Annotated in this window: 24 protein-coding genes; 17 read left to right on the top strand and 7 right to left on the bottom strand. The window is 29.6% G+C overall.

Translation table 11 applies throughout. The annotated features are described in order from the left end of the window. The first annotated feature begins 3 nt into the window (after nucleotides 1-3). Together ribB and ACJJVY_RS01140 are read left to right on the top strand one after the other, a co-directional pair. Entirely contained in the window at nucleotides 4-1,149 is a 1,146-nt protein-coding gene (gene ribB / locus ACJJVY_RS01145; protein WP_405604281.1) for a 3,4-dihydroxy-2-butanone-4-phosphate synthase, read from the top strand. A 128-nt stretch (nucleotides 1,150-1,277) separates the two neighbouring features. Continuing rightward, on the top strand, nucleotides 1,278-2,012 hold the full coding sequence (locus tag ACJJVY_RS01140) for an SDR family oxidoreductase (RefSeq protein WP_405604279.1): 735 nt from the start codon (nucleotides 1,278-1,280) through the stop codon (nucleotides 2,010-2,012). On the opposite strand, the gene pepE is transcribed toward ACJJVY_RS01140, so the two are convergent. Further along, a complete protein-coding gene (gene pepE, locus ACJJVY_RS01135) occupies nucleotides 2,013-2,714 on the bottom strand; it encodes a dipeptidase PepE (RefSeq protein WP_405604277.1) in 702 nt (233 codons plus the stop codon). Between the two features lie 81 nt (nucleotides 2,715-2,795). Between pepE and ACJJVY_RS01130 the strand changes: the two genes are divergently transcribed. The 7 genes from ACJJVY_RS01130 (at nucleotide 2,796) to ACJJVY_RS01100 (ending at nucleotide 11,115) form a co-directional block, all read left to right on the top strand. After that, nucleotides 2,796-3,581: a hypothetical protein gene (locus ACJJVY_RS01130; RefSeq protein ID WP_405604275.1), complete on the top strand. Its 786-nt coding sequence runs from the start codon at nucleotides 2,796-2,798 to the stop codon at nucleotides 3,579-3,581. A gap of 9 nt (nucleotides 3,582-3,590) precedes the next feature. After that, nucleotides 3,591-4,403: a hypothetical protein gene (locus ACJJVY_RS01125; protein ID WP_405604273.1), complete on the top strand. Its 813-nt coding sequence runs from the start codon at nucleotides 3,591-3,593 to the stop codon at nucleotides 4,401-4,403. Nucleotides 4,404-4,414: 11 nt separating this feature from the next. Further along, entirely contained in the window at nucleotides 4,415-5,209 is a 795-nt protein-coding gene (locus ACJJVY_RS01120) for a hypothetical protein (RefSeq protein ID WP_405604271.1), read from the top strand. Between the two features lie 11 nt (nucleotides 5,210-5,220). Further along, on the top strand, nucleotides 5,221-6,024 hold the full coding sequence (locus ACJJVY_RS01115) for a carboxypeptidase-like regulatory domain-containing protein (RefSeq protein WP_405604269.1): 804 nt from the start codon (nucleotides 5,221-5,223) through the stop codon (nucleotides 6,022-6,024). Between the two features lie 29 nt (nucleotides 6,025-6,053). Beyond that, nucleotides 6,054-6,551: a DUF6702 family protein gene (locus tag ACJJVY_RS01110; RefSeq protein WP_405604267.1), complete on the top strand. Its 498-nt coding sequence runs from the start codon at nucleotides 6,054-6,056 to the stop codon at nucleotides 6,549-6,551. Nucleotides 6,552-6,612: 61 nt separating this feature from the next. Next, complete coding sequence (locus ACJJVY_RS01105; RefSeq protein ID WP_405604265.1) at nucleotides 6,613-8,733, top strand: M1 family metallopeptidase; 2,121 nt, start codon at nucleotides 6,613-6,615, stop codon at nucleotides 8,731-8,733. 159 nt (nucleotides 8,734-8,892) lie between these two features. After that, on the top strand, nucleotides 8,893-11,115 hold the full coding sequence (locus ACJJVY_RS01100) for a M1 family metallopeptidase (RefSeq protein WP_405604263.1): 2,223 nt from the start codon (nucleotides 8,893-8,895) through the stop codon (nucleotides 11,113-11,115). Between the two features lie 153 nt (nucleotides 11,116-11,268). Here ACJJVY_RS01100 and leuB read toward each other — a convergent pair whose 3' ends face one another. The 4 genes from leuB to leuC form a co-directional block, all read right to left on the bottom strand. Next, nucleotides 11,269-12,324, bottom strand: coding sequence for a 3-isopropylmalate dehydrogenase (leuB, locus tag ACJJVY_RS01095; protein WP_405604261.1), 1,056 nt, complete (start codon nucleotides 12,322-12,324; stop codon nucleotides 11,269-11,271). Between the two features lie 115 nt (nucleotides 12,325-12,439). Next, nucleotides 12,440-13,960, bottom strand: a complete 1,521-nt coding sequence (locus ACJJVY_RS01090) for an alpha-isopropylmalate synthase regulatory domain-containing protein (protein WP_405604259.1) — start codon at nucleotides 13,958-13,960, stop codon at nucleotides 12,440-12,442. A gap of 168 nt (nucleotides 13,961-14,128) precedes the next feature. Further along, complete coding sequence (leuD, locus tag ACJJVY_RS01085; RefSeq protein WP_405604257.1) at nucleotides 14,129-14,728, bottom strand: 3-isopropylmalate dehydratase small subunit; 600 nt, start codon at nucleotides 14,726-14,728, stop codon at nucleotides 14,129-14,131. An 11-nt stretch (nucleotides 14,729-14,739) separates the two neighbouring features. Then, complete coding sequence (gene leuC / locus ACJJVY_RS01080; RefSeq protein WP_405604255.1) at nucleotides 14,740-16,152, bottom strand: 3-isopropylmalate dehydratase large subunit; 1,413 nt, start codon at nucleotides 16,150-16,152, stop codon at nucleotides 14,740-14,742. Nucleotides 16,153-16,955: 803 nt separating this feature from the next. Between leuC and ACJJVY_RS01075 the strand changes: the two genes are divergently transcribed. Continuing rightward, entirely contained in the window at nucleotides 16,956-17,606 is a 651-nt protein-coding gene (locus ACJJVY_RS01075; protein WP_405604253.1) for a peroxiredoxin-like family protein, read from the top strand. A 99-nt stretch (nucleotides 17,607-17,705) separates the two neighbouring features. Here ACJJVY_RS01075 and ACJJVY_RS01070 read toward each other — a convergent pair whose 3' ends face one another. Further along, nucleotides 17,706-18,626: a 1-phosphofructokinase family hexose kinase gene (locus ACJJVY_RS01070; RefSeq protein WP_405604251.1), complete on the bottom strand. Its 921-nt coding sequence runs from the start codon at nucleotides 18,624-18,626 to the stop codon at nucleotides 17,706-17,708. A gap of 102 nt (nucleotides 18,627-18,728) precedes the next feature. Here ACJJVY_RS01070 and ACJJVY_RS01065 point away from each other — a divergent pair, with 102 nt between their 5' ends. The 3 genes from ACJJVY_RS01065 to ACJJVY_RS01055 all read left to right on the top strand — a co-directional run bounded on the left by ACJJVY_RS01065 (nucleotide 18,729) and on the right by ACJJVY_RS01055 (nucleotide 21,339). Continuing rightward, entirely contained in the window at nucleotides 18,729-19,886 is a 1,158-nt protein-coding gene (locus ACJJVY_RS01065; protein ID WP_405604249.1) for a tyrosine-type recombinase/integrase, read from the top strand. 246 nt (nucleotides 19,887-20,132) lie between these two features. Next, complete coding sequence (locus ACJJVY_RS01060; RefSeq protein WP_405604247.1) at nucleotides 20,133-20,630, top strand: hypothetical protein; 498 nt, start codon at nucleotides 20,133-20,135, stop codon at nucleotides 20,628-20,630. Nucleotides 20,631-20,781: 151 nt separating this feature from the next. Further along, nucleotides 20,782-21,339, top strand: coding sequence for a DUF1643 domain-containing protein (locus tag ACJJVY_RS01055; protein ID WP_405604245.1), 558 nt, complete (start codon nucleotides 20,782-20,784; stop codon nucleotides 21,337-21,339). A gap of 196 nt (nucleotides 21,340-21,535) precedes the next feature. Here ACJJVY_RS01055 and ACJJVY_RS01050 read toward each other — a convergent pair whose 3' ends face one another. Further along, nucleotides 21,536-22,291 (bottom strand): class I SAM-dependent methyltransferase, encoded by a 756-nt coding sequence (locus ACJJVY_RS01050; RefSeq protein WP_405604243.1) that lies wholly within the window; start codon nucleotides 22,289-22,291, stop codon nucleotides 21,536-21,538. A gap of 68 nt (nucleotides 22,292-22,359) precedes the next feature. Here ACJJVY_RS01050 and ACJJVY_RS01045 point away from each other — a divergent pair, with 68 nt between their 5' ends. The 4 genes from ACJJVY_RS01045 to ACJJVY_RS01030 all read left to right on the top strand — a co-directional run bounded on the left by ACJJVY_RS01045 (nucleotide 22,360) and on the right by ACJJVY_RS01030 (nucleotide 25,462). Then, entirely contained in the window at nucleotides 22,360-23,148 is a 789-nt protein-coding gene (locus tag ACJJVY_RS01045) for an AraC family transcriptional regulator (protein ID WP_405604241.1), read from the top strand. A 336-nt stretch (nucleotides 23,149-23,484) separates the two neighbouring features. Further along, a complete protein-coding gene (locus ACJJVY_RS01040) occupies nucleotides 23,485-24,312 on the top strand; it encodes a hypothetical protein (RefSeq protein WP_405604239.1) in 828 nt (275 codons plus the stop codon). 143 nt (nucleotides 24,313-24,455) lie between these two features. Beyond that, entirely contained in the window at nucleotides 24,456-24,980 is a 525-nt protein-coding gene (locus ACJJVY_RS01035; protein ID WP_405604237.1) for a hypothetical protein, read from the top strand. Next, complete coding sequence (locus ACJJVY_RS01030) at nucleotides 24,977-25,462, top strand: hypothetical protein (RefSeq protein WP_405604235.1); 486 nt, start codon at nucleotides 24,977-24,979, stop codon at nucleotides 25,460-25,462. The genes ACJJVY_RS01035 and ACJJVY_RS01030 overlap by 4 nt, the downstream gene beginning before the upstream one ends. Nucleotides 25,463-25,599: the final 137 nt, after the last annotated feature.

The raw sequence follows: 25,599 nt of genomic DNA, 5'->3' as shown, positions 1-25,599 counted from the left end.
ATTATGACAGCTCAAAATATAAAAATCAATTCTAAATTAAACTTAATTTCTGAAGCTATACAAGACATTAGAAATGGTAAAATTATTATTGTCGTAGATGATGAAAATAGAGAAAATGAAGGAGATTTTTTAGCAGCAGCAGAAAAGGTAACTCCAGAAATGATTAATTTTATGGCTACACATGGTAGAGGTTTAATTTGTGCTCCTTTAACAGAAACACGCTGTAAAGAGTTAGATTTACATGTTATGGTAAATAATAACACAGACCCTATGGAAACTGCTTTTACCGTTTCTGTAGATTTACGTGGTAAAGGTGTTACAACAGGTATTTCTGCAGGAGATAGAGCTTTAACTATTAAAGCATTGGTTGATAATGAAACTAAGCCTTATGATTTAGCTAGACCAGGCCATATATTTCCTCTTATCGCTAAAGAAGGAGGTGTTTTACGTAGAACAGGCCATACAGAAGCTGCCATAGATTTTGCTCGTTTAGCAGGTTTACAACCCGCAGGTGTTATTGTAGAAATAATGAACGAAGATGGTACAATGGCACGTTTGCCACAACTTTTAGAAGTTGCCAAAAAATTTGATATTAAAATTGTTTCTATAGAAGATTTAGTTGCTTATAGAATGGAACATGACTCTTTAATAGAGAAAAAAGAAGATTTTGATATTAAAACAAGATTTGGTGATTTTAGATTAAGAGCATACCAACAAACAACCAATAGTCAAGTACACATTGCTTTAACTAAAGGCTCATGGAACAAAGAAGAATCTATTTTAACTAGAGTAAACTCTACTTTAGTTAATAATGATATTTTAGGAACATTAACTAACGATGCTGATAAAAAGCTAGAAAGAATGTTTCAAGCTATTAATAATGAAGGTAAAGGAGCAATCATTTTTGTAAACCAACAAAATCAATCTCAGAATTTATTAAGTAGATTATCTACTCTTAAAGAAAACCAACAAACTGGAAATATGGAAGCTCCAGAAATAAAAATGGATAATAAAGATTTTGGTATTGGAGCACAGATTTTACACGATTTAAATATCCGAAAACTAAAATCAATTACCAATACACATCAATCTAAACGTGTTGGTATGATAGGTTATGGTTTAGAAATAGTAGACTATATAGGTTATTAAAAAATAACTTAAACCTCTAATAAATAAGTCTTTTTAAAATTAAATTTATTAAAATGTTAAACTAAGTTAACAAAACATACTAGTTGGTATTTTTTATTAACTTTGATAAATAATCAAAAAAAAATAAAATGACATTAAAAGACAAAGTAGTTATTGTAACTGGTTCTTCTAAAGGGATTGGTAAAGAAATTGCCTTACTTTTAGCTGAAAATAATGCTAAAGTAATTGTTAATTATAATCATAGTGAATCTAAAGCTAATGATGTTGTATCGACCATAATACATAATGGTGGAGAAGCAATTGCTATTAAAGCAGATGTTAGTATAAGAAAAGAAGTTACTTACTTATTCGATAAAACAATAGAAGTCTTTGGTAAAATTGATGTTTTAATAAACAATGCAGGTACAATGACATCTAAAAAATTAAAAGACAATACAGAACAAGATTTTGATAGTCATTTTAATATTAATGTAAAAGGTCTTTTTAATACTTTACAAGAAGCAGAAAGCAAACTTGCTGATAACGGAAATATTATAAATATATCTTCTAGTACCGTAAAATTAATGCTACCAACTTACGCTATTTACTCTGCCACAAAAGCAGCTGTAGAACAAATGACACGTGTATTTTCTAAAGAAGTTGGTAGAGGGATTTCTGTAAACGCATTAGCCCCAGGACCAACAGAAACAGAATTATTTTTAAAAGGTAAAACACCAGAATTTATAGAAAAATTAAGCGCTATGAATGCTTTTAACAGATTAGCTAAACCAATTGATATTGCTAGAGTTGCTTTATTTTTAGCTAGTGATGAATCTAAATGGGTTTCTGGGCAAGTTATAGGTGCAAATGGTGCAATGGTTTAATTAAAATTTAATCACTACTCTACTCTCTAATTCAATTGGCTGCTTGTTTTTTTCAAATAAACGAGCAGTCAATTTTCCTTTTAAAATAACCTCATTATCATTTACCTCTAACCAACTACCTTCTCTTAAACCCAAAACAGGAATATCATTAAAAACATGAAACTCTTTAATACGAGTCTCTCTAGTTTCTCCCATATGTGTAGAACCTTCAATGGGGTCTAAATAATGTGCATTTATATTAAAGTTAATACAGCCTAGAGTTGTAAAATCTGGTGGATAAACAATGGGCATATCATTCGTGTTCATCATATTTACTCCACAAATATTACTACCAGCACTTGTACCTAAATAAGGCGTTCCTTTTTCTAAAACTTGTCTTAAAGTATTTAAAATATCTGTTTTATATAATTGATTTACCAATTCAAAAGTATTTCCTCCTCCTGTAAAAATAGCTTCGGCATTTTTAATTGCTTTTTCACCATTTTTATACTCATGAATCCCTTTTACATCAATCCCTAAAACAGAAAATACTTTTTTTACAATTGATGTATAATCATCATAAGAAATACCTCCAGGTCTTGCAAAAGGAATAAATAACAACTCTTTTACATTTTTAAAATGAACTTTTAGTGTTGGTAATAAGTAAGTTAAATATCCGCTACCATGTAATGTAGATGTACTCGCAATAATCATGTTTTTCATACATCAAAATTAATCTATTTAACACAAAATTACAATTCTATTAGTAGAGTTTTAAGACGTGCTTCTTGTTACTTTGTGTTGATGAAGAATTTACTTGTCCTGTTTTTTATATTCTCTTTTTTTGTATCCTTAAATGCACAAGAAAAAAGAACTTTTATAAAAGGGAAAACACTTTTAGATAGTATTACTAATTTTGATATACATGTTATCAATAAAAACACCAATATTGGTACAATTACTGATAGTAACGGTTCTTTTAAAATTCCTGTTAAGGTTGGTGATAGTTTATACTTTTCTCATTTAAACCTTCAAAAAAAAATAGTTTTAATTACTGATAAAATCCTTACTGATGAAACTATTACAGTTCCTTTAGATGAAAAAACAGAAACTTTAAATGAAATTGTTTTAGAAGAACCTAAAAGTATTTTTTATGTAGACCCAGAAATAACATCTTATCGCGGACCTGTTGTAAATGCAAAAACATTAAACTTACCTAATGTTAGTACTAAAGCAAAAAAGAATACTAAAATTGCAAAAATATCATTTACAAGTGCTTCTGTAAATCTAGACAATTTAATAAATGCTTTAAACGGAAAAACCAAACAAACTAAATTATTAAAAAAACTAGAAAAAGAAGACATTAACATATTAAAAATTAGAAAATTTTATACAGACGATTTTTTTGTAACAGATTTAAATATTAAACAAGAATACATTAATCAATTTCTAAATGATTGTGTAGATAAAAATATTATTAGTATTTTTAAGAGTGACGAAAAAATTAAATTAACCACAATCTTAATTGAAGAAAGCAAGCTTTTTCCTCATAAAAAAGTAAATGAAGACTTGTTTTTAACCAACCAATAAAGTTAAAGAATGATTAAAAAATTACTATTATTATTTGTTTTACTGTTAAGCCTTTCTACCTTATCACAAGATAAAAAAGTATTAATTTTTGGTCAAGTTATAGATTCTGTTGGTACTGTTAAAAATGCCAATATTGTTAACTTAAAAACAAATCAAGGTACTTTTTCTTCAGACAGCGGTGGTTTTCATATTTCTGTATCAGAAGGAGATTCTTTGCAAATATCCTCTGTACAGCATGTTACTTTAAAGATAATAGTAAAAAAGAAAACTATAGAAGACAGAACAATTACGGTAAATTTAGTATCTAATGTATATGTTTTAGATGAATTCGATTTAAGAAGACACAATTTATCTGGTAATTTAGCCGTTGATGTTAATGATATATCTAAGGAAAAAAAAGATTCTATATTAAAAAATAATATGGATTTTTCTAATGTAGATTTTAGTATCGTTGACCAAAGAATTGATGATAATATAAGAGCAATGCCTAAAGTAGTAAATACGGTAGCAAACTCTTATGAAGGTTTAAATGCAGGCAAAATTATAGGTAAATTAAATCCTTTTAAAAAATCGAAGATATCACCTAATATCAATGAAGCTTTTAATGAAAAAAAAGTGATTCCGCTTAAAATTTTATCTGAACTTGGTGAAAACTTTTTCTTTACTAAACTAAAAATTCCTAAAGAAAAATATTATCATTTTTTACAATATTGCAATACTAATCGAATAGAACAATTATATAAAGAAAATAAAGTATTAGACATCATCGAAATATTTCAGCAAGAAAGTGCTGGTTATTTAAAACTCTTAGAAAAAAAATAATTTTTTAACACATGATAAAACAACTACTATTACCATTTATTTTAATTTTAGGTTTTACCACTTTTGCTCAAGATCAAAAAACATTGATTTTAGGTAGGTTAACAGACTCTATTGGCCCCGTTAGAAATGTAAATATTATTAACTTACAAACTAATCAAGGTACTTTTTCTTTAGATGATGGTACTTTTACAATGTATGCAATAGAAGGAGACACTTTACAAGTTTCATCTATACAGCATGTTACCAGAAAAATAATTATTACTCCTAAAATTATATCAACTAGAATTTTAAGAATAAAACTAACTACAAGTACCTATGTTTTAGAAGAATTTGAACTGAGAAAAAATAATTTAGCAGGTAGATTAGGGGTAGATATAAATGATGTTCCTAAAAATGTAAGAGACTCTTTACTTAGAGAAGTAATGGATTTTTCTAATGTAAACTTTAAACAAAAAGACCTTACAATTGATGCTATTTCAAGGGCAAAACCTCCTATTGTAAATACAGTAGCAAACTCACTTAGTGGTGCTGGTGCTAGTGCAACAATTCCTTTTAAAGATAAAGAAAGTTTGTTACGTAAAGAATTAGCGCAAAAAAAAGCAGTACCTAATAAAATATTATCAGAACTTGGTGAAAGTTTTTTCTTCGAAGCGCTAGAAATACCTAGAGATAATTATTATCACTTTTTAGAATATTGCAATCATTTAGGTATTGAAAATTTACATAAGGAAAATAAAACTTTAGAACTGATAAAAATATTTCAGAAAGAAAGTATTCCTTATTTAAAAATCATAAAAAAAGAGTAAATTCTTGTTTTATGTTAAAAAATATACTTATTATTTTATTACTTCATATAACAATAATAACGTTTTCTCAAGAAAGACAAACATTCCTTTCAGGTAAAGTAATAGACTCTTTAGGTGCTGTTAAAAACGTAAATATTATCAACCTAAAAACAAATCAAGGTACTTTTTCTTCGGATAATGGGCTTTTTAAAATTTATGCTTCAGAAGGAGATTCTTTACAGATTTCGTCAGTACAATACATTACTAGAAAAATTAATGTGAATAAAGCAATCATCAACAATAAATTTATTCTAATTAATTTGAAGCCTAACACCTATGCATTAGATGAATTTGAATTAAAGAAGTATCATTTAACTGGAAGATTAGGCATTGATTTAAAGCAAGTACCAACAAATATAAGAGACTCTTTACTAAGAAAAACTATGGATTTTTCTAAAATAAACATGAATTTAGGTATGGAAGACGATCATATAAGCAGAAAAGTTAAACCACATAAAGTAGAAACAGATCCAACTCTATTGATTAGTGGCATAAGTATAGGTACAAAAATACCAATTCCAATTAAAGACCATGAGTCTATTTTACGAAAAAAATTATCACAAAAAAAAGCAGTTCCAAATAAAATATTATCAGAACTTGGAGAAAGTTTTTTCTTTGAAGTTTTAAAAATACCCAAAGACAATTATTATCATTTTTTAGAATATTGTAATCATTTAGGTATAGAAGATTTACATAAAGAAAATAAAATTCTTGAACTGATAAAAATATTTCAGAAAGAAAGTGTTCCTTATTTAAAAATCATAAAAAAAGAGTAATTTGGCGCAATAATTGTTCTAATATCGATATGAAATTTAAAAAAACGTATTTAATCCTTTTAATAATTCCATTATTATCTTTCTCTTTACATAAATATTATTTAAGTCTTACTCAAATAGAATATAGAAGCGAGTTAAAGTCTATACAAATTACTGTAAATGTTTTTATGGACGATATAGAAGAAGCTTTAAACAAAGACAATAATATTGATTTACAATTAACAACTAAAAAAGAGCTAAAAAACAATGATATTTATTTCAAAAATTATTTAGAAGAAAAATTACATTTTAAAGTAAATAATATTAGTAAAAGCTTTAATTATATTGGCAAAGAATATGATGCCGATATGGTGTTTTTCTATTTAGAAATAGAATATATAGAAAGCTTAAAAACCATAGAAGTAGAAAACAATATTTTAACTTCTCACTTTCCAAAACAACAAAATTTAATAAAGAGTAAAGTTGGCAAAAAGCACAAAAGTATTTTACTTACCGCAAAGAATGATAAAGGTTTGTTAAAATTTTAACTCATTTTAACTTTTTAACTAACTTATTCTTAATTTGTACGCTTAATCAATTCAAGTACAAATGAAAAAATTTACACTCTTATTATTAAGTGTGTGTTTTGTTGGAACAGCTGCATTTAGCCAAGAAAAAACAACACAACAAGGTCACACAAACCAAAATAAGTTTAAACAACTTAAAGATCTTTTAGCAACCCCTAATGAACAAAGAACTGCATCTGGTGCACCAGGTAAAAGTTACACGCAACAAAAGGTGGATTATGTAATGGACATTGTTTTAGATGATGAAAAAAGTAGAATTACCGGTAAAGAAACAATTACTTACCATAACAATTCTGCTGACGAATTAACATATTTATGGGTACAATTAGACCAAAACATGAGAGCTGCTGACTCTAAAACTCCAGACATTCAATCTAGTAAAGTACCTAGTAAACTTAGCAAAGAAAGATTTGAAAGAGCTTACCCAGAAGAAGCTTTTGATGGTGGTTTTAAAATTACGAGTGTAACTACAGATAATGGTGATAAATTATCGCACACCATTAATCAAACAATGATGCGTATTAATTTAGTAGAACCATTAGCTTCAGGTGATACTTATAAGTTTAAAATAGAATGGTGGTACAACATTAACAACCACAGAACTCAAGGTGGTAGATCTGGTTACGAGTACTTTAAAGAAGATGATAACAAAAACTACGTAATTGCTCAATTCTTTCCAAGATTATGTGTTTATGACAATGTAGAAGGATGGCAAAACGACCAATTTTGGGGAAGAAGTGAATTTGCTTTAGAATTTGGAGATTATACAGTAAACATTACTACTCCAGATGACCATATGTTAGGTGCAACTGGAGTTTTAAAGAATGCAAATGATGTTTTAACTAAAACAGAATTAAAAAGATTAGAAAAAGCAAGAACAACTTTTGATGATCCTGTTGTAATTCGTACTCAAAAAGAAGCTACAAAAATTGAAAAAACAAAATCTAAGAAAACTAAAACTTGGAAATTTTATGCAGAAAATGTAAGAGATTATGCATTTGCAACTTCTAGAAAATTTATTTGGGATGCAATGGCTGTAGACATTAATGGTAAAACTGTAATGGCTTATTCTTTATACTCTAAAGAAGCAAATCCTTTATACGGAGATCATTCGACAAGAGCAGTTGCACAAACTTTAAAAACATATTCTAAATATACTTTTGATTATCCTTACCATAAAGCAATTTCTGTAGATGGACAAATGGGTATGGAATATCCTCAAATTTGTTTTAACCCAGGAAGACCAGATTTAGAAGATGGTGGTTATTCAGACAGACAAAAATATAGAACTATTGGGGTTACAATTCACGAAGTTGGGCATAACTTTTTTCCGATGATTGTTAATTCTGATGAAAGACAATGGACTTGGATGGATGAAGGTTTAAATTCTTATGTACAAATGTTAGCCATGATGGATTATGAAGAAGGTTATCCATTAGGTAGAGGTTTACCTAAAAATATTGTAAAATATATGGGAGGAGATCAATCTAGAATTTCTCCTATTATGTCTAAAGGAGATAATGTATATAGTTTTGGTAACAACGCATATGCAAAACCAGCAACTGCTTTATGGATTTTACGTGAAACAATTATGGGTAAAGAATTATTTGACCATGCATTTAGAACTTATTCTCAAAGATGGATGTTTAAACACCCAACTCCTGCAGATTTCTTTAGAACAATGGAAGATGCTTCTGGTGTAGATTTAGATTGGTTTTGGAGAGGATGGTTTTACACTACTGATGTAACTGATATAGGTATTAAAGGTGTTAAGAAATTTTACACAAAAGCAGACAATGAAACTGTAGAATTTACAGAAGATATTACAGAAGGCTTAGGTTTTTCTGGTAAACACAGCAAATATCATTACGAAATTACTTACAACAAACCAGGTGGTTTAGTAATGCCAATTCTTGTGGAATTTACTTACAAAGATGGTACAAAAGAAAAGAAAACATATCCTGCTCAAATTTGGAGATATAATGATGCAGAAGTTACAAAAGTATTTTCTTCATCTAAACAAATAGAAAGTATTGTAATAGATCCAGATTTAGAAACTGCAGATGTAGATACTTCTAACAACAGTTTCCCTATGCAAACAGAAAATAAATTCGAAAAATTTAAAAAGAAAGTAAAAAGTTAATATCTTTATAACTCTAATAATAAAACGGCATCATTAGGTGTCGTTTTTTGGTTTTAATTGTTTTGTTTTTATGATAAATTTTTGTTAAAAAAATAACATAATAATCTCAATTAATATTCTTATTACTAATTTTAACTTTAATTAATTCAAATAGATCAAATGAAAAAAATTTCTTTATTAGTCTTTTCTTTATTCTTTATAGTAGCTGCAAACTTTGCGCAAGAAAGAAGAGGAGGACAAACTAAAAAAACAGAGACTCAAGAAGGGCACACAGACCAAAACAAATTCAGACAGATGAAAGATGTTTTGGCTACTCCAAACGATCAACACACAGCTTCTGGTGCTCCAGGTAGCCAATATAGTCAACAAAAAGTTGATTATGTTATGGACATCCGTTTAGAAGAGAGTACCAACAAAATTTATGGTGATGAAACAATCACTTACCATAACAATTCTAAAGACGTATTAGAATATTTATGGGTTCAGTTAGACCAAAACATGAGAGCAGATGATTCTCAAACTCCATTAGCTAAGTCTGATAGAGCTTCAGAATTTATTACGCCTTCTAACTTTCAAAGTACTTACATGAAAGAAAGTAAAGGTTTTGGTTTTAATATAGAAGAAGTAAAAAGCAACGGTAAGCCTTTATCACACTTTATCAATAAAACGATGATGCGTATTAACTTACCTCAACCTTTAGCTTCTGGAGAAACTTTTGAATTCAGTATTAAATGGAATTATAAAATTAACGACATCAATAAAGATGGTGGTCGCTCTGGTTTAGAAACTTTTCCTGATGGAAACAACAACTATACAATTGCTCAATTCTTTCCAAGATTAGCAGTTTATAACAACGTAGAAGGATGGCAAAATATGCAATTTTGGGGTAGATCTGAATTTGCTTTAGAATTTGGAGATTACGAGGTTAACCTAACAGTACCAGAAGATCATATTGTAGATGCAACTGGTGTTTTACAAAACGAAAAAGATGTGTTAACTAAAACACAACGTAATCGTTGGGAAGCTGCAAGAAAATCTTTTGATAAACCTGTAATTATTGTAACACAAGAAGAAGCAGAAAAAGCTGAAAAAGGACGTGCTACAAAAACTAAAACTTGGACATTTAAAGCTAATAAAGTAAGAGATTTTGCCTTTGCAACATCAAGAAAATACATTTGGGATGCTATGGCAACTAATGTAAACGGTAAAACTGTAATGGCTGTTTCTTTATATCCTAAAGAAGGAAATCCTTTATGGGAAGAGCACTCTACAAGAGCTGTTGCACATACATTAATAGAATATTCTAAATTAACATTTGATTACCCTTATCCAAAAGCAATTTCTGTACATTCAGAAAGACAAGGTATGGAGTATCCAATGATTTGTTTCAACTTTGGACGTCCAAATCCTGATGGAACATACTCTGATAGAACTAAAAAAGGAATGTTAGGTGTTATTATACATGAAGTAGGACATAACTTTTTCCCGATGATTGTAAATTCTGATGAAAGACAATGGACTTGGATGGATGAAGGTTTAAACTCTTTTGTAGAAATTTTAGCAGAGTTAACATACGACCCAGAATTATTTGCAACAAACCCTGCAAAAAGTATTACAAGATATATGGGCGGAGACCAAAGTAACATCTCTCCTATCATGTCTCAAGGAGATTATGTTAAGCAATTCGGACCAAATGCATATTCTAAACCAGCTGCTGGTTTATACATCTTACGTAAAACAATTATGGGACCAGAATTATTTGATCATGCATTTAGAACTTATTCTAAAAGATGGATGTTTAAACACCCAACTCCTGCAGATTTCTTTAGATCTATGGAAGATGCATCTGGTATGGATTTAGATTGGTTTTGGAGAGGTTGGTTTTACACAACTGATGTAACAGATATAAATATTAAAGAAGTTAAACCTTTATATTTAACTGATAAACCAAGTGAAAGAATTGCAGAAATTATTAAAAGTAACCCAAGAGCAAAAACTTATTTTGATGGTTTAGGTGATTTAGTTTACATTACTGATAAAAAAGAAGACGCTAATGCTAAAGCAATGGACAAATATGCAGATGGTAAAGAAGTACCTGCATTTATTTATTCTGTAGAATTTGAAAAACCAGGAGGTTTAGTAATGCCATTAATCGTAGAATTAACTTACGCTGATGGTACTACAGAAAAACAAACTTTTCCTGCTCAAGTTTGGATGAAAGATGATACTTCTGTAAAAAAGATATTTGCAGCTAAGCAAGAAATTACAAAAATTACTGTAGATCCAGATTTTGAAACTGCTGATGTAGATACATCTAATAACAGTTGGCCAGAAAAAGAATCAAGTGATTTTGATAAATTTAAAAAAGAAACAACTAATTAAACTTAGTTCTTCTTTAAATAATAAAAAGCTAGTGAATAATATTCATTAGCTTTTTTACTTTTATAAAACAATTAAAATTTGATGTTATACAAAAAAGACAGTAACCTAAGATTACTGTCTTTTATAATTATAGAATAACGCTTAAAAACGAAACTAGATATTTTCTGCTAACCAATCTCCTACTTCAGAAGTCCCATAGGCTTTACCTCCATCAGCTAAATCTTCCGTTACAATACCTTTATCTAAAGCATTATTTACAGCATCTCTAATAGCTTTACCTTCTTCTTGTAAACCAAAGTTTTCAAACATCATTGCTGCAGATAAAACAGTAGCCATTGGGTTTGCTATATTTAAACCTGTTGCTTGTGGATAAGAACCATGAATTGGCTCAAACAAACCAATATCAGAACCTAAAGATGCACTAGGCATTAATCCCATAGAACCAGAGATTACAGAAGCTTCATCTGTTAAAATATCTCCGAATAAATTTTCTGTGATCAATACATCATAACTATTTGGCCATTGAACTAAACGCATTGCAACTGCATCTACAAACTCATAAGAAACCTCAACTTCTGGATAATCTTTTTCCATAGCTTGTACAGTTTCTCTCCATAATCTAGATGTTTCTAAAACATTTGCTTTATCTACACAACATAATTTCTTACCACGTGTCATAGCAAGCTCAAAACCTTTAACAGCTAATCTTTTAACCTCATCTCTTGTATATACACAGTTATCAAAGGCAGTTTCTCCTTCATCTCTTCTCCCCTTTTCACCAAAGTAAATTCCTCCAGTTAATTCACGTAAAAAAACCAAATCTGTACCTTCTATTCTTTCTCTTTTCAGAGGAGATTTATCTAATAAAGAAGGAAAAGTAAATGTTGGTCTTACATTAGCAAATAAACCTAATTTTTTACGCATTTTTAACAATCCTTGTTCTGGACGAACTTTTGCAGAAGGATCATTATCAAAACGAGGATGCCCAATAGCTCCAAATAAAACAGCATCAGAAGATACACAAATATCATGTGTTTCATCTGGGTAAGGTTCACCAACAGCATCAATTGCCGCTGCACCTGTTAAAGCTGGTTTCCAATTAATTTCGTGATTAAATTTCTTTGCAATTGCGTCAGAAACTTTTACTGCTTGATCAATTACTTCAGGTCCAATTCCGTCTCCTGCTAATAATGCGATATTTAATTTCATAATTTTACTTTTTGTCATCTCGACTTTATGGAGAGATCTTTTTTACTATTTAGCTTTTTCGACTACACTATGTTTCGCTTAAAATGACAATAATTTTAAGCCTATTAATTTAGTCTTATATAATATTTAACATTTTCTCGGTAGCTTTAATTGCAGATACAGTTTGATCTGAATCTAAACCACGAGTTATAAATTCTTTTTTATTTCTTTGCCAAGTGATTATTGTTTCACACAAAGCATCAGAATGACTTCCTGGAGGAATCCTTACTGCGTAATCAATTAATTTTGGTAATTCTATTTTACCATGCGTTTTATATAGCTTTTTTAGAGCAGTCATAAAAGCATCAAATTGCCCATCTCCTTGTGCATGCGCTTCGTATTGTACACCTTCTACAATTAATTGTAAAGTTGCAGAGGGTTTCATCCCTTTTGCATGCCCAAGAACATAATTCTCTACAATTACACTTTTTTCGATTGTGTCACTGTCTAAAACATCAGAAATAATGTATGGTAAATCTTCTTGAGATACTACTTCCTTTTTATCTCCGAGTTCAATAATTCTTTGGGTAACTTTCTTTAAATCTTCATCATTTAAACTTAAACCTAAATCTTGTAAGTTCTTTTGAATATTTGCTTTACCGGAAGTTTTACCTAATGCATATTTACGTTTTCTACCAAAACGCTCGGGCATTAAATCGTTAAAATAAAGATTATTCTTGTTATCTCCGTCTGCATGAATTCCGGCAGTTTGAGTAAAAACATTTGCACCCACAACGGGTTTATTAACAGGTATTCTAAAGCCTGAAAATGTTTCTACTAACTTACTAACTTTATTTAGTGCTTTTTCATTTACAGAAATAGTAACCTCTTTTAAAAAGTCGTTAATAACAGCAATAACACTTGCCATTGGCGCATTACCTGCGCGTTCTCCCATTCCATTTATGGTTAAATGCAAACCATTTACACCTGCTTTTACAGACTCCATAACATTGGCAACTCCTAAATCATAATCGTTATGACCATGAAAATCGAAATGAGTTGTTGGATATTTCTGATGAACTTTCGAAATAAATTTAAAAGTTTCTTCTGGGGTTAAAACACCTAAAGTATCGGGTAATAAAACACGTTCTATGTTCTGAGTCGTTAAAAAATCTAAATACTCAAAAACATATTCTTTAGAATCTCGCATTCCGTTAGACCAATCCTCTAAATAAACATTGGTTTTAATGTTGTGCTTTGCAGCCAACTCAATATTTGCTTTAATATCTGCAAAATGTTGTATTGGTGTTTTTTTAAGCTGATGTGTTAAGTGATTTAGTGAACCTTTGGTTAATAAATTCTGAACTTTTGCTCCGGCATCAATCATCCAATCGATAGATTTACCTCCATCAACAAAAGTTAACACTTCTATTTTATCTAATAAATTACTATTAGATGCCCAAGAAGTTATTTTTTTTACCGCTTCTAATTCTCCTTCAGAAACTCTTGCAGACGCTATTTCTAAACGATCTACTTTTAACTCTTCTAACAATAACTTTGCAATTGTTAGTTTTTCGGAAACTGAAAACGACACTCCTGATGTTTGTTCTCCATCACGTAGTGTCGTATCCATTATTTCTATCTTTCTCTTCGTCATTTAATCAACTTTGAAAAATATACTTTTATTGTTTGATAATTATTTCAATTTGTTATTTCTTCAAAAATGAAAAAATCCAAAAGTTTAAAATATTTTCAAGATTCCTCTACTTTGTTTTCGCTTCAATCGGAATGACAAAATAATATCATTTCGACCTTGTGGAGAAATCTAAAACGGTCTTGTTTCGGCAAATGCAGAAATTTCGTTTTCGATGTTTTTTAAATAATCAATATCATCAAAACCGTTAAGCATATTTTCTTTTTTGTAGGTATTTATAACAAAAGATTCAGACTCACCAGTTGCAACTAAAGTTACTGTTTGATTTGGTAAATCTACTTTAATTTCTGTTTTTGGATCTGCCATAATTGCTGCAAATAAGGTGTCTGCAAATTCCGCAGAAACTTGTACAGGTAAAACACCAACGTTTAAACAGTTGTTTTTAAAGATATCTGCAAAAGCAGATGAAATTACACAACGTAATCCAAAGTCATACACAGACCAAGCTGCGTGCTCTCTAGAAGAACCAGAACCAAAGTTTCTACCTCCTACTAAAATTTTAGAACCTGCATAAATTTCTTTGTTTAAAGGAAAATCTGCTTTTGGTGTTCCGTCTTGTTCAAATCTCCAATCACGGAAAAAGTTGATATCAAAATCTTTACGCTCTGTTGCTTTTAAGAAACGAGCAGGAATTATTTGATCTGTATCTACATTTTCTGTAGGTAAAGGATATGCTGTACTCGTTAGTACGTCAAATTTATCGTATGCCATTGTATTCTTTTTTAAGCGTTAGCATTTGCTGTTAAAATTGTTCTCGGATCTGTAACTTTACCTTCTACTGCAGAAGCTGCGGCAACTAATGGCGAAGCTAATAATGTTCTAGATCCAGGCCCTTGTCTTCCTTCAAAATTTCTGTTTGATGTTGATACTGATAATTTTCCTGAAGGAATTTTATCATCATTCATAGCCAAACAAGCAGAACAACCTGGTTCTCTTAATACAAAACCAGCATTGTCTATAATTTTATCTAAACCTTCTTCTTTAATTTGATCTACAACTTTATGAGAACCAGGAACTAACCAAGCAGTTACGTTATCTGCTTTTTTACGTCCTACTACTATAGAACAAAAAGCTCTAAAATCTTCGATTCTTCCATTTGTACAAGAACCTAAAAATACAAAGTCTATTTCTTTACCAATCATAGAATCTCCTTCGCTAAAAGACATATATCCTAAAGACTTTTTGTAAGTTTCTACTCCACCTTCTACATTTTCTGCAAGTGGAATAGATTTTGTAACTCCAATTCCCATTCCTGGGTTTGTACCATAAGTAATCATTGGCTCAATATCAGAAGCTTCGTAGTTAAATTCTACATCAAACTCTGCTCCTTCTTCTGTATATAAAGTTTCCCAATATTTCATGGCTTTGTCCCAATCTGCCCCTTTAGGAGTTTGAGAACGTCCTTTAATATATTCGTAAGTTTTAGCATCTGGAGCAATCATACCTCCACGTGCTCCCATCTCTATAGATAAGTTACATACGGTCATACGACCTTCCATTGTCATGTCTTCAAAAACATCACCTGCATATTCTACAAAAAACCCTGTTGCACCAGAAGTGGTTTGTTTAGAAATAATGTATAAAGCTACATCTTTTGGTGTTACACCTAAACCTAATTTACCATTTACATTAATACGCATTTTTTTAGGTTTTGGCTGCATAATGCATTGTGTAGACAATACCATTTCTACTTCAGAAGTACCAATACCAAAAGCAATAGCACCAAAAGCTCCATGAGTAGATGTATGAGAATCTCCACAAACAATTGTTGCTCCTGGTAATGTAATTCCGTTTTCTGGACCAACAACATGTACAATTCCATTATTAATATCACCTAAACCCCAGTGAGAAATACCGTGTTTTGCAGCATTGTTTTCTAAAGCATCTAACTGATTTGCAGATAATGGATCTGCAACTGGTAAATGTTGATTTATAGTTGGTGTATTATGATCTGCAGTAGCAAATGTACGCTCTGGATATACAACACTGTTTCCTCTACTCTCTAATCCTAAAAATGCTACAGGACTTGTAACTTCATGGATAAAATGACGGTCTATAAAAAACACATCTGGTCCGTCTTTAACTTGACGTACAACATGTGAATCCCAAACTTTGTCAAATAATGTTTTTGCCATTTTTGTAACTTTTATGATTTATTTATAATCAGCTTCCAAAAATATGAATTTTATTAAGTTTTATAATATTTAAAATGGTTAACCACATTATTTTCAACTGTTAATGTAACACATAAACACCTTAAAAAAAGAGTATTAGCATAATTAAAAATACGATGTCTATCAATTTTGTTGTTTCTGATTTTTTTTAAAACTAGCTCCATTTTAGGCAAAAACTGTATATCAAAATTTATAAAACATAAACTTATTTAACTTTTTAACAAAGTTATCAATCTAATCATTTAAGATTTTTATATTAGTTAATTAACATCTAAACAGAAATCATATAAATAAAGGATAAAAACCTAACACTTTAATTAACTTAAAAGATCTATTTGGTAGCAATGACAAAGTATCATTTGTTAAAATGGATTTAGTTTATTTAAACTCTGTTCGTGATATAGCAAAACAAGTTTTAAATACATCTATTATATTTAAATTAGGTTTAAAACATAAAAACAACATCATCTATTATTAAAACTAACTACAGAAAGGATAAAAGCTGAATTTTTCTCTTCTAAACTTTTATCCTTTTTTGGAGCTTTATTTATTATAGCTTGTAGATGCCTACTCATTTATAAAGACTCTTAAACAGAAACTCTATCATATTATATATTCCGTTTGTTTATATTTGTTAGATCAGTTGTTTAAACACAATTAAGTATTTGGTGTAAAAAATTTATCAAAACTTGTGCTTTATAGCTACTTTTAAACAACATCAACTTAAATATTTAAAACATAACAATATATAATTAAACAAAATAATGACAAAGTTAAGAGAACAAACTGATGCTAAAATTGCTGCAGGTAGAAAAGGTAATCCGGAGTTTATGAAAGGTGTTGACGATATTATTGCTAAAGCAAAAGCTTTTGAAGAAGGTTCTAATGCCTTAAAAGTAGGAGAAAAAGCTCCTGATTTTAATTTACCAAACGCAAAAGGAATACCTATATCTCTTGAAGTTTTATTAGAAAATGGTCCGTTAGTTATTACATTTTATCGTGGTAGCTGGTGTCCTTATTGTAATCTACAATTTAGAGCTTTACAAGCTAAGTTAAATAAAGTTAAAGAACTTGGTGCTACATTAATTGGTATTAGCCCAGAAGTACCAGATGATTCCTTATCAGAAAATGAAATTAGTAAAATGGATTTTGATGTATTGTCTGATCAAGATGCTAAAATAGCTTTACAATATGGTGTTGCTTGGGAAGTACCAGAATTTTTGATGGAACATATGAGAGTAGATCGTAATCTAGACTTAAAAAAGATTAATAATGGTAATGATAGTGTATTACCAATACCGGCTACGTTTATATTAGGAACTGATGGAATTATTAAATGGAGTTATGTAAATGTAGATTACAGAACACGTTCTGAACCAGATGAAATTGTTGAAGCTTTAAAAAAACTATCTTAGATATTTTATTGATACATCAAAATAGAAATCATTATAAATCAACAAGTCCAAAACATTGTTCTAAAAGTTAAATTAAGAACATGTTTTGGGTTGTTTTTATTATACAAGTTTTAATACTTTGTCTATATTTTCTTTATGAGCTAAATCAGATCCTTCACTTAATGTTGCAGAAACCCCACAAGCAACTCCCCATCGTAACATTTCTTTTGGATTTTTATTTTTTACTGTTCCGTAAATTAAACCCGCTACCATACTATCACCTGCTCCAATAGTACTTTTTACAGAAATTATTGGTGCTGCCACATAGTCTACTCCGTTTTTATGAGCAATAAATGCTCCGTCTTTACCTAGAGAAACTACTACATATTCAGCTATTTTATCAGTAACCATTTTTAAAGCAAAAGCTTCTTGTTCCTCTTTAGTTTGAGTTTCTTTACCTGCCAAACGAGCTAACTCTTTTTGGTTAGGTTTAATTAAATACAATTCATTTTTTAACACCTCATTAAAAACAGGTCCAGAAGTATCTACAATTACCTTAACTCCTTTTACTGATAAATTTTGAATAATTTTTGAATAATAACCGGTTGGTAAACCTTTGGGTAAACTACCACTAATTACTAAAATATCATTTTTAGATATTTGATCATTAATTAATTTTTCTACTTCTTTCATTTCTTCTTCAATAAAAGCTTCAGTAGGCATTCCGAATCTAAACTGTAAACCTGTTTTTATATCAAAAACAGCAAAATTTTCTCTTGTCCAAATAGAAATCGGTGTTGCAAAAACTTCTATGTGTTGTGCTTCTAATAAATCTACTAAATGTTCTCCTGTTTTACCTCCGTATGGAAATAAGCAATTACTTTCTACACCTAACCTATGTAAAACTCTAGAAATATTGATTCCACCACCACCCGGATGATACGTAATATCATTACATTCTAGTTTATCAAAAGGAGTCATTTCTGTAACTTTTGCACTTTTGTCTAAAGCCGGATTTATGGTAAGTGTTACTACTTTCATGGAGTTTTATTTTAATGAATAATGTAAAAGTAATTTTATTATAATTGAAGAATGCAAAATATTAATTTTTTTTCATTAAATTTAGATGCTATATTTAAAAGAATGAAGAAATTACCTACTATATTTTTAGAACAAAAAAACTATAAAAATAATCCTCAATTATTAGTTAAGTTTGATTATAATAATAATTTAATAAACCTATTAAGAAAGACACAAAAAGCTAGTTGGAGTAGAAGATTACAATCTTGGTATCTTAAAGACACAGAAGAAAACTTAGCTTTGATTATAGAAATTTTTAAAGGAGTAACCACTGTTGATATTAGCAAAATACAAAAAAAACCTCTTTTTAGAAGAAATTTAACAGAGGATGAAAAGTTACTGCTTAATAATTTTTACTCCTTTTTAAGAGGTAAAAGATATAGCAAAAGTACAATGCAAACGTATACTTTTTTTATTGCTGATTTTGTAAACTTCCATACTGATAAAAACTTAGAAGAATTAACCAATAGAGACGTAGAACTTTTTATAGAAAAAGTATTTATTGAAAGAAGTTACTCTATCAGTTCTCAACGACAATTTATAAGTGCATTAAAACTTTTTATTTTGTTTTATCCGAATACAAAAATTAACGATTTAGCTTTAGAAAGGCCTAAAAAATCTAGAAAATTACCTAGTGTTTTGTCTCAAGAAGAAGTTTTAAATATCATTAGCGCTACTCAAAATCTAAAACACAGAGCTATTATTGCATTAATTTATTCTTGCGGTTTACGAATTAGTGAATTAGTTAACTTAGAGCTAAGAGATTTCTATATTGAGAGAAAACAATTAATTGTAAAAAACGGAAAAGGTAGAAAAGACAGATATGTTAGTTTGGCAGATAGTTTTTTACCGATTTTATCTAATTACTATTATTCTTACAAACCCACTACTTATTTTGTTGAAGGTAAAAATGGTGGAAAATATTCTACTGAAAGTGTAAGGCAATTTTTAAGAAGAAGTTGTGAAAGAGCTAAAATTAAAAAAATTGTAACTCCACATACATTAAGACATAGTTATGCTACTCATCTTTTAGAAAATGGTGTTGATATTAGATATATTCAGTCTTTATTAGGACATTCTAGACCCGAAACAACTATGATTTATACTCATGTAAAACGTAAAGATTTAATGAACATTCAAAACCCTTTAGATATTGCTCTACAGAAATTAAATAAAGTGAATAAACAAAACGAAAATGTTTTATTATCCCGAAATATTTAAGTAATAATAAATATATTTGTTTTAATATAACTAGTTAGCAACAAGCAAAAAAAACCAACTATGAACAAAGATTTAACCGCATTTGCAGAAGATATAAGTTGGTTTTTTCAAGAAAATGATAAAGTTGAAATTGAAGAAAGAACTCTTGAATTATCGAATGACTTTATAAATATATTCCCAAAACTGACAAAACTGATTGAATGTTCACGAAAAACCTTTCTGCGAATTAATAATGTTCCACACATTTTGTTCGCTTGGACTGATATTGATGACGAAATATTTGGATGGTTAAATAAAATTGAGGATTTAGAAAATGTATCAGATGAGTTAAGTGCTGAACACAAAATTTTATTACAAAATATTGGTGGAATACAGGAATCGTTTAATCAGCCAGAGGATTCTCTAACCAATAATCAGAATTTTATGTTTATCGGAACTGAATGCAGTTTCGGAATTGGAAGTTGGAATGAATATTATAAAGAAACTTGCGAAGAAGAAAATATCAAACCGATAGACCACTCAAACCTAATTTGTTTTGTAGAAGAGGCAAACGGGAATATGACTTTCTATGATTCTAAAACCAATAAAATAATATTATTCGCTTCTGACCATTGTTTTGATGACATTACGCCAATTAATGGACAACCAGAATACACATTTTACAGTTATGACAAAATAAATACATTTACAGATTATGTTGAACAAGTAGCTAAAGAATGGACAGAAGAAAATGCCAGTTGCTAACACCGTATATAATTTATTGCTAGTTCTAGCCTACTTACGAAAATCCTCTCGGATTTTCTATTCGGTTTTTATTTGCTAAATTAGGTGCTTAAACCACGCAACAAACCATATACAAACACGTTGTGTGTAATGCGAGAAAAATCGTGCTGAAATGAAAAAACCGACATATAAATATCCTGATTTTGTATCAAAAGTGGAATTGAAAAGCGGAAACGGAAAACGCTATTGGCTGAATTTAGAAATTGATAAAAATAAGTCGGACGGAATTACTGTAATACTTAAAAATCCAAGTCGAGCGGATAAACTGATTTCAGACAAAACTGTTTTTAATGTTTCAAATTACATTTATAGAAACCGAGAAAAATATTCGGAATTTAAAAATATCGGAAACATTACAATTCTAAACCTAATGCCGAATTATTTGACTGATTCAAGCGGACTAAAGGAATTTAAAGAAACTATAATTGACCAAGAAAATATTCGGACTTTAAGAGAATTTTGCGGAAAGAATAAAAACGTAATTGTTGCGTGGGGAAATCACCCAAGCGGACTTTATCACGAATACGAACAATTAAAAACGGAAACGAAAAAAATATTGACTGAAAATAAAAACCAAGTCTTTTTCGTGGACAGACTGACTAACGCTGGAAATCCTAAACACGGACAGGTTTGGGGTTATGAAAATGAATTAAAAAGACTAGATGAATAGTGTAAAAAGCACTACACACAACAATGTATAACCGCAATTACGGCGGATTCGACTACGTCCGAATCCACTCGGAATTGCTAAAGTCTGTGCTAAAACGAAAATAATCGCTAATTTAACCCGTAACTGACGGTTATACGAAACCGTTGTGTTTCATACGAAAAAAGAGCCCGTTTGCATAAAAAGGACTCTTAATTCATTATTTTTTTGCAGAAAATATTTGAATCGGATAATGTAAAAAATACTCACTATTAATTTCTGTGACATTTATTCCTAAATCATCTACTCCAACATCTGCAATAATCATATTTTTTAAAGCAATTGAATCACTTGGAAAAGATGCTTTAAGTTGTTCCTTAAGTTCTATTTTCATTGAATAAAAATCAGTATTTACATCTTTAAAACCCACTTTTTCAAAAAGATCAGAAAATTCAGTTAATGAAAGTGCAGCAATATGAGAATAATCCCTATTCTTCTCCATTTCATTATATTTTTTAACTTTACTATCTGGTAAAGAAACATCTACAACCATAACAACTCCATTAGGTTTACAAACTCTTTTCATTTCAGACAAAACCTTAAGTGGGTTTAAAAAATGATGAAAACCAAACCTTGAAACTACTATTGAGAAACTGTTATCTGCATAAGGTAAATTTTCAACATCTCCTATCAGCCACGTAAGGTTTTTAAGATGAAGTTTTGTTTGCATTTTTTTTGCTTCAACAAGCATTTCTTGAGTCATATCAATGCCAGTTACATTATTTGTATGTTTAGCAAATTCGCAAGAGACAATACCAGAACCGCAAGCAATATCTAAAACTTCATCTTTTTTAGAAGCTGATGTTATTGAAATTAATTTATCCAAAGAATCGCTATGTGAAGTAATAGATGTGTATCCCCTTGCTTGTTTTGAAAATTGCTCTACAATGTTTTTATTGTGTTTTTTAGTATCCATAAATTTAATATTTTAATTTTCTACAAAGTTCAGAACTTATCCCGAGTCTTAATTACTATATTTGGACAATGAATATTGTTTATAAGACAAATATTAAAGTAGATTATGGTTTTGAGATAAATGAATTACGTCCTGTTACTACATATTCAGAACATATTCAAAAATCAAAATGTGCAAATTCGCACGCACATCCAAGAGCTCAAATTATATCATGTAATACTGGTATTATGAAAGTTGTTACAAAAAACAACATTTGGATAGTTAATTCTTTACAAAGTGTTTGGATTTCGAGTAATGAAGAACATCAAGTTTATTTTCCTAATAATGTAAAAGTAGACACAGCATTTATAGATAAATCTAAATTAAGTAATTTACCAAAAGACAGTTTTGCTTTTGAAACCTCATATTTTTTAAAAAGTCTCTTAGAAAAAGTAATCTCCTTTTCTAATCCAAATATATTTACTCAACAACAAAATAGAGTTATTGAAGTATTCATAGATGAACTATCTAATTTGAAACCAAGTAGAACTTTTTTGCCAACTAGCCAAGACAAAAGAATAAAGGCAGTATTAGATGCTTTAATGAATGATTTGTCGAGTAAGCATACAATTGATTATTATGCAGATAAAACATTTGTGAGCCCAAGAACACTTTCTAGATTATTTAATAAAGAATTAGGTATGAGTTTTGGAGATTGGAAAATACGTTTAAAATTAATGGAAGCGGTTAAACAGTTAGGAGAAAAGAAAAGTGTAAAAGAAATTGCTTTTAATTTAGGTTATGAAAATGTTAGTTCATTTATAGTTACTTTTAAAAAACATTTTGGAAAAACACCGACAAATTATCTAATGAAATAAGTACGAAAACACAACACCGTGTATAAAACATAGCTAATTTAGGCTTTCCGAGAGGTTTTTGCTTATTTGCTAAGTCCGCCAAATTTTTAATTTGGATTTTACGTTTGACAAGTTAAAAACAAAATTAAAAATTTAGCTCTGTTTTATCCTTAAAATATATTACCTTTTTACACGCTACGTTCCATACACATCAACGTTCTACGCAATTTGACCAAACCAATGAACATATATTTTGACTTGAACATTTTCGACCGAATTAAGAAGAAAGAAAATCTCGAAGAAAATGAGCGGAATTTATATACGAAATGGGAGAATTTAGTCTTATCAGGTCAAATAGTGGTTCCCTATTCAAATGCGCATCTGAATGACTTATTTCGTGGATTTCAGAAAAACCCAAATTATATAGATGGACATTTGGACAATATTGAACGACTAACAAAAAATCTTTGTATTTGTCAATATTGGGGAAACAAAAATACTGTTTGGCATTTCCGAGAAATAAGAGAATTTTTCAATGAAAAGAATACCGAATGGGAATTTGAACCCAATTCATTTGGCGAACTTTTCGATTCGGATTTAGGAATTCCAAATCCACTAATGCTTTATAAAATGATTCCGTTACCGAAAGAATGGAAATTAGGATATAGACAAGACCCAATGTTCGGAATAATGTACCCGAAATCGAAAACCGAAAATAATATGTATGCGTTAATGGAAGACATTTTCAACTTCCAAAGTCGACTGAAATCGGACTTTAGCCTTTACAAGTCATTTAAAGCAAATTTAATGAGAAGTATGAATAAGCTAAAGAATAACAAAGAAATGCTTAAAGCTGTAAAGCAAAACTTCAAGGATTTACCCAAACATTTAGACATTTTTGAGATTTCGGATTTATATGGACCAAAATCTAAAACAAGCGAAAACGACAATTATTCAAAACTGATAGAAACGTTTTACAAATATGACCTTAAAGGCTATAAATCTGATGGGAATTTTAATAATATGTTCGATGATTCTTTACATACATTTTATGGAGCGCATTGTGACTATTTTGTAACTAATGACGACAGATGTAAATACAAAGCGGAAAAGACATACGAACGACTAAAAATAAATACGATTGTAATTAAAGCAAATGAAATTGACCGAATAAAAACTGCGTAGAACACCGTGTATAATTAATGGCTAGTTCTCGCCTACTTACGAAAATCCTTGCGGATTTTCTATTCGGTTATTATTTGCTAAATTAGGTGCTTAAACACGCCACTAATCATACACAAAACCGTTAGCGGTAATTAAAAATCACAATGAAATTCAACTTTTTCAAATCAAAAAAGAAAAATAATACTTCAAAAGAAGAAGAAGAAGAAGTTAATTCTATGGGATTTACTAAAACGGAAATAGAAGAATACGATAAGCACGTAAAGTTCTATTACACGAATATTATAAATTCTTTAATACTATACACATACAATGAAAAACAGTTAGACAAAATGGAAACAATCTTAATTGACCCACTAACCGAATTGTATGAAGAATTGGATTATGCATTTACACCTATACTTTTTGAAACAGTTTTAAAAAACAGATTGATTGATACAAAATTCAAAAATGAGCTATTAGAATTCAAGATTAAAGTAGATGAAATTCCAACTGAAATTTGGAACTGGAATTATTTAGACACTAATGAAACTTGGAAAAATATTAGAAATGACGCTGATGAATTGTTAAACAAACTTGGAATAAACACAAGAAAATATAATGATGAATTCACTACTATTATCTCAAATACAGGAGAGATACTAAAAAAAGGGAATAGTAATTTGAAATGAGGAAAACTGACAAATCGTTACATAATATTTCTATTGCTTCTATTAAGCGAAGTACAGTTAAACCATATGAATTTAAGTGGACTAAATTTTATGATTCAAATTCGGAATTTCCTTATTCTGGGCTTGAACTAGAATTACAAGAAAAGGAATTATTAATTTGCTCAACAATTATCAACGCTGATAATTATAGCATTTTGACTACTCAAAAGTTAATTACGAAAGAAAACGGAACTGAATCTGTTGGAAAATTAACTGGAGCGAAAGACAATCTATACGGAGATTTTAAAGGATATAAAGACAAATCTTTAACTTTTGGAAAAATACAACTTGAAAATGGAGTTGAATTTAAATACTTTATTGAAACAGGAAAAGCTTCTATGATTATGATAAATGGAATAAGAACATTAATCAAAACTCAGCAAATGACAAATAAAAATATTGAAAACGTAACAAGAAGTTGGAATACGAAAAATGAAAAATAACTACCGCTAACACCGTGTATAATTAATTGCTTTGTTGAGCTTACTTGCGAATATTCCTGCGGAATATTCACGGGTTCGTAAATGTTTGCTAACTTAGTCGCTAAACCACGCAACTAACCATACACAAACACGTTGTA

Source organism: Polaribacter sp. Asnod1-A03, from assembly GCF_045063585.1.
GTDB lineage: Bacteria > Bacteroidota > Bacteroidia > Flavobacteriales > Flavobacteriaceae > Polaribacter.
The sequence above is the reverse complement of the archived record's forward strand: the minus strand, read 5'-3'. Positions and strand labels throughout refer to the sequence as shown.

Coding starts and splice junctions, on each gene's coding strand:
- ACJJVY_RS01075 (WP_405604253.1), top strand. CDS start 16,956: ATGACAAAGTTAAGAGAACAAACTGATGCTAAAATTGCTGCAGGTAGA.
- ACJJVY_RS01140 (WP_405604279.1), top strand. CDS start 1,278: ATGACATTAAAAGACAAAGTAGTTATTGTAACTGGTTCTTCTAAAGGG.
- ACJJVY_RS01100 (WP_405604263.1), top strand. CDS start 8,893: ATGAAAAAAATTTCTTTATTAGTCTTTTCTTTATTCTTTATAGTAGCT.
- ACJJVY_RS01035 (WP_405604237.1), top strand. CDS start 24,456: ATGAAATTCAACTTTTTCAAATCAAAAAAGAAAAATAATACTTCAAAA.
- leuB (WP_405604261.1), bottom strand. CDS start 12,324: ATGAAATTAAATATCGCATTATTAGCAGGAGACGGAATTGGACCTGAA.
- ACJJVY_RS01030 (WP_405604235.1), top strand. CDS start 24,977: ATGAGGAAAACTGACAAATCGTTACATAATATTTCTATTGCTTCTATT.
- ACJJVY_RS01045 (WP_405604241.1), top strand. CDS start 22,360: ATGAATATTGTTTATAAGACAAATATTAAAGTAGATTATGGTTTTGAG.
- pepE (WP_405604277.1), bottom strand. CDS start 2,714: ATGAAAAACATGATTATTGCGAGTACATCTACATTACATGGTAGCGGA.
- ACJJVY_RS01130 (WP_405604275.1), top strand. CDS start 2,796: ATGAAGAATTTACTTGTCCTGTTTTTTATATTCTCTTTTTTTGTATCC.
- ACJJVY_RS01050 (WP_405604243.1), bottom strand. CDS start 22,291: ATGGATACTAAAAAACACAATAAAAACATTGTAGAGCAATTTTCAAAA.
- leuD (WP_405604257.1), bottom strand. CDS start 14,728: ATGGCATACGATAAATTTGACGTACTAACGAGTACAGCATATCCTTTA.
- ACJJVY_RS01090 (WP_405604259.1), bottom strand. CDS start 13,960: ATGACGAAGAGAAAGATAGAAATAATGGATACGACACTACGTGATGGA.
- ribB (WP_405604281.1), top strand. CDS start 4: ATGACAGCTCAAAATATAAAAATCAATTCTAAATTAAACTTAATTTCT.
- ACJJVY_RS01110 (WP_405604267.1), top strand. CDS start 6,054: ATGAAATTTAAAAAAACGTATTTAATCCTTTTAATAATTCCATTATTA.
- ACJJVY_RS01125 (WP_405604273.1), top strand. CDS start 3,591: ATGATTAAAAAATTACTATTATTATTTGTTTTACTGTTAAGCCTTTCT.
- ACJJVY_RS01070 (WP_405604251.1), bottom strand. CDS start 18,626: ATGAAAGTAGTAACACTTACCATAAATCCGGCTTTAGACAAAAGTGCA.
- ACJJVY_RS01055 (WP_405604245.1), top strand. CDS start 20,782: ATGAAAAAACCGACATATAAATATCCTGATTTTGTATCAAAAGTGGAA.
- ACJJVY_RS01105 (WP_405604265.1), top strand. CDS start 6,613: ATGAAAAAATTTACACTCTTATTATTAAGTGTGTGTTTTGTTGGAACA.
- ACJJVY_RS01120 (WP_405604271.1), top strand. CDS start 4,415: ATGATAAAACAACTACTATTACCATTTATTTTAATTTTAGGTTTTACC.
- leuC (WP_405604255.1), bottom strand. CDS start 16,152: ATGGCAAAAACATTATTTGACAAAGTTTGGGATTCACATGTTGTACGT.
- ACJJVY_RS01115 (WP_405604269.1), top strand. CDS start 5,221: ATGTTAAAAAATATACTTATTATTTTATTACTTCATATAACAATAATA.
- ACJJVY_RS01065 (WP_405604249.1), top strand. CDS start 18,729: ATGAAGAAATTACCTACTATATTTTTAGAACAAAAAAACTATAAAAAT.